The sequence below is a fragment of the Rhizobium tibeticum genome (assembly GCF_900110205.1).
GTDB classification, from domain to species: Bacteria; Pseudomonadota; Alphaproteobacteria; order Rhizobiales; family Rhizobiaceae; genus Rhizobium; species Rhizobium tibeticum.
The window spans coordinates 1-2,408 of record NZ_FOCV01000128.1 but is presented as its reverse complement, the minus strand read 5'-3'; the positions used below and the strand labels follow the sequence as shown (position 1 = coordinate 2,408).

The window sequence follows — 2,408 nt, the reverse complement described above, 5'->3', positions numbered from 1 at the left end:
CTTATAGATCCTACCCCGTTTTGAAGTCAACACCACCCACCAAAGTTTTTTGACATTTTTGTAACACACTGATTCAACTCGGGGATTTTCAGGAGGCGTGGTTCACGGTGGCGGACGGCGCTCCAGCGGACTTCGAAATTCCGCTGTCAAATGGTCAAAGATGGTGCCTCCAGCCGTTTTCTGTCCTATCCGGACAGCGCAAAAGTGGGGTTTGCGGGTTGAAACTCGGCGAATGAGGATCATTTGCCCCCTTACGCGGATCAAATCGCCCGGAACCTAATGCAGCTCTTTCGTGTTCTCGTTCGTGTAGAGGAAAGGAGAAAGACATGGCTGCCACCACCGATGACATCAGAGCGTCCGTCAGCAAGGACATCGCGGCACTTCAGCAAGAGGTATCCCGCCTGCAGAAAATGATCTCGGCGCAGGGTGCGGAAGCCTATTACGAGGTGCGCGACCGTGCCGGCAGGGTCTATGAAGACGCCCTCCCCCGCGCAAAGGGCGCCGTTGCCCAGATCCGGGCCGAAGGTGCGGCCGCCGCAGGCGCCGCCCGCGAGCATCCGGCGGCGACGACGACCGCGCTGGCGCTCGCCGGTGCCATCGGCTTTCTAGCCGGCTATCTCCTGAGCGGCAGCCAGCAGCCGCCACACCACTGGTGGCGCTGATACCGCGCCAGCGCAGAACCTGCGCTTTTATGGCGGGCCGCATTGATCTGAAGGTCAATGCGGCTCGTAATACTTTGGTCTTAGAAAAACCAAGTTTCGTCGTTACTACCGCGGCTAAAATAGAGGGAGGACTATTGATGGAGAGCAAGGGAGCACATTTTATAGTCGAAGTCAGCGTTGATGGCGTCAACGGTCGCAAGGCAGTGGGCATCATGAATATGCGGCAAGCCCTTGAACTGCCCGAACTGCCTCGCCTGTCCTACACGCATCCCGACCCGATCAAAGCAGCGGCGGGTGTCGTTATCAGCCGGCAGGAACTCGCCGGCTTCATGGCCTGCCACTGAGATCTTTCTGACGTCTCCCCCAAAGACGAAATCGATGGCGCCTGCGGCGCCATCTTTGCTTTGGGCCTCTCGACACTTTGAACGTCTTATTGTTCCTCGTTGTCCCCGCGTTTTCTTCGCGACTTGCTGGCTTCCTAAACCCGTTCGTGTCAGAACCTGATCAACGGAACTGACGGGAAGAAACGGAGTGAGGCAGCGGCGCTCACCTCAAAAGTCGCGCGAACGCGCAAGACCGAACGGCGAAGAGCCCGGCAAGCGGGTGACCTTGCCGCGCGCGCTTTCCAAGCTCGGCCACTGCTCGCGGACGCAGGCTGAACGGTTGATCCTGGATGGCCGCGTATCGGTCGATGGACGTAAAGTCACCGACATCTCCGCCTGGGTGGACCTGGCATCGGCGAAGATCCGCGTCGACGGAACCGATGTGGTCGCCGAGGCGAAGATCTATCTAATGTTGAACAAACCGCGTGGACTGGTAACGACGCGCGATGATCCCGAGGGCCGGCCGACGGTCTATGACTGCCTCAACGATTTCGAAGCTCCCCATCTCTCGCCCGTCGGAAGGTTGGACAAGGCGAGCGAAGGCTTGCTGCTCTTTACCAACGATACGGTCTTCGCCCAGACGCTGCTCGATCCTCTCACCCACGTCACGAAGACCTACCATGTCCAGGTCAACCGGATCATGGACAGCGAAATGCTGGCTGCGATGACTTATGGCGTCCGCCACGACGGCGAAGTTTTGAAGGCAACGTCCGCGACGCTGTTGCGGAGCGGCGACAAGAACGCCTGGATCGAGGTCGAACTCGATGAGGGGCGCAACCGCCAGATCCGCCGCATGCTGGAAGCCCTGGACGTCGAATGCCTCCGCCTCGTGCGGGTTGCGATCGGAGGTTTAGCGCTCGGCGAGTTGCCGAGGGGTGCAGTGCGCGTGTTGACGGATGCAGAACTGAAAGAGCTGCGCAGGAGCGCAGGCATGGAAACGGCAAGACGGAATTGAGTGCATGACGGAATTGGCGGCGCACGAGTTTTGGCAGAAGATCCACAGCCCGGGCACCTTCAGGAGCGACGGCGATTTCTCCACATCCTATATCGCCACGCTGGAAGACGGGCGCCAGCTTCGGTTGCCGGTACGCGTGCTGGCAGACGGCCAACATGCGCTGGCATCCCTGATCATCAATCAGGCAAGCTTCGAAATTCTCGATGTACTGGCTCAATCGCTTGCCGAGAAGCTGCAGTCTTTTGAGGTCGACGTCGTTGCCGGCCTACCGACCCTTGGCCTGACGCTCGCAGCGGCCGTGGCGCAGAAGTTGGGCAGACCGTCTGAAAACCCCGTCGGGGATTCCTCACGTTAGACTGCCGTGGTAGCTTTTGCCATGGCGCATCTTTCAGGAACAGACCGCTCTCA

Annotated in this window: 3 protein-coding genes and 1 pseudogene; all 4 read left to right on the top strand. The window is 59.3% G+C overall.

Annotated features, from left to right (window positions below; genetic code table 11):
• Positions 1–326: 326 nt before the first annotated feature.
• Positions 327–662: a hypothetical protein gene (locus BSG20_RS35110; protein WP_072382434.1), complete on the top strand. Its 336-nt coding sequence runs from the start codon at positions 327–329 to the stop codon at positions 660–662.
• A 137-nt stretch (positions 663–799) separates the two neighbouring features.
• Complete coding sequence (locus BSG20_RS35105; protein WP_072382432.1) at positions 800–1,006, top strand: hypothetical protein; 207 nt, start codon at positions 800–802, stop codon at positions 1,004–1,006.
• A gap of 187 nt (positions 1,007–1,193) precedes the next feature.
• Positions 1,194–2,000, top strand: a complete 807-nt coding sequence (locus BSG20_RS35100) for a pseudouridine synthase (RefSeq protein ID WP_072382429.1) — start codon at positions 1,194–1,196, stop codon at positions 1,998–2,000.
• A gap of 4 nt (positions 2,001–2,004) precedes the next feature.
• Positions 2,005–2,352 (top strand): annotated as a pseudogene (locus BSG20_RS35095) (type I phosphoribosyltransferase); the annotation flags it as partial.
• Positions 2,353–2,408 lie beyond the last annotated feature (56 nt).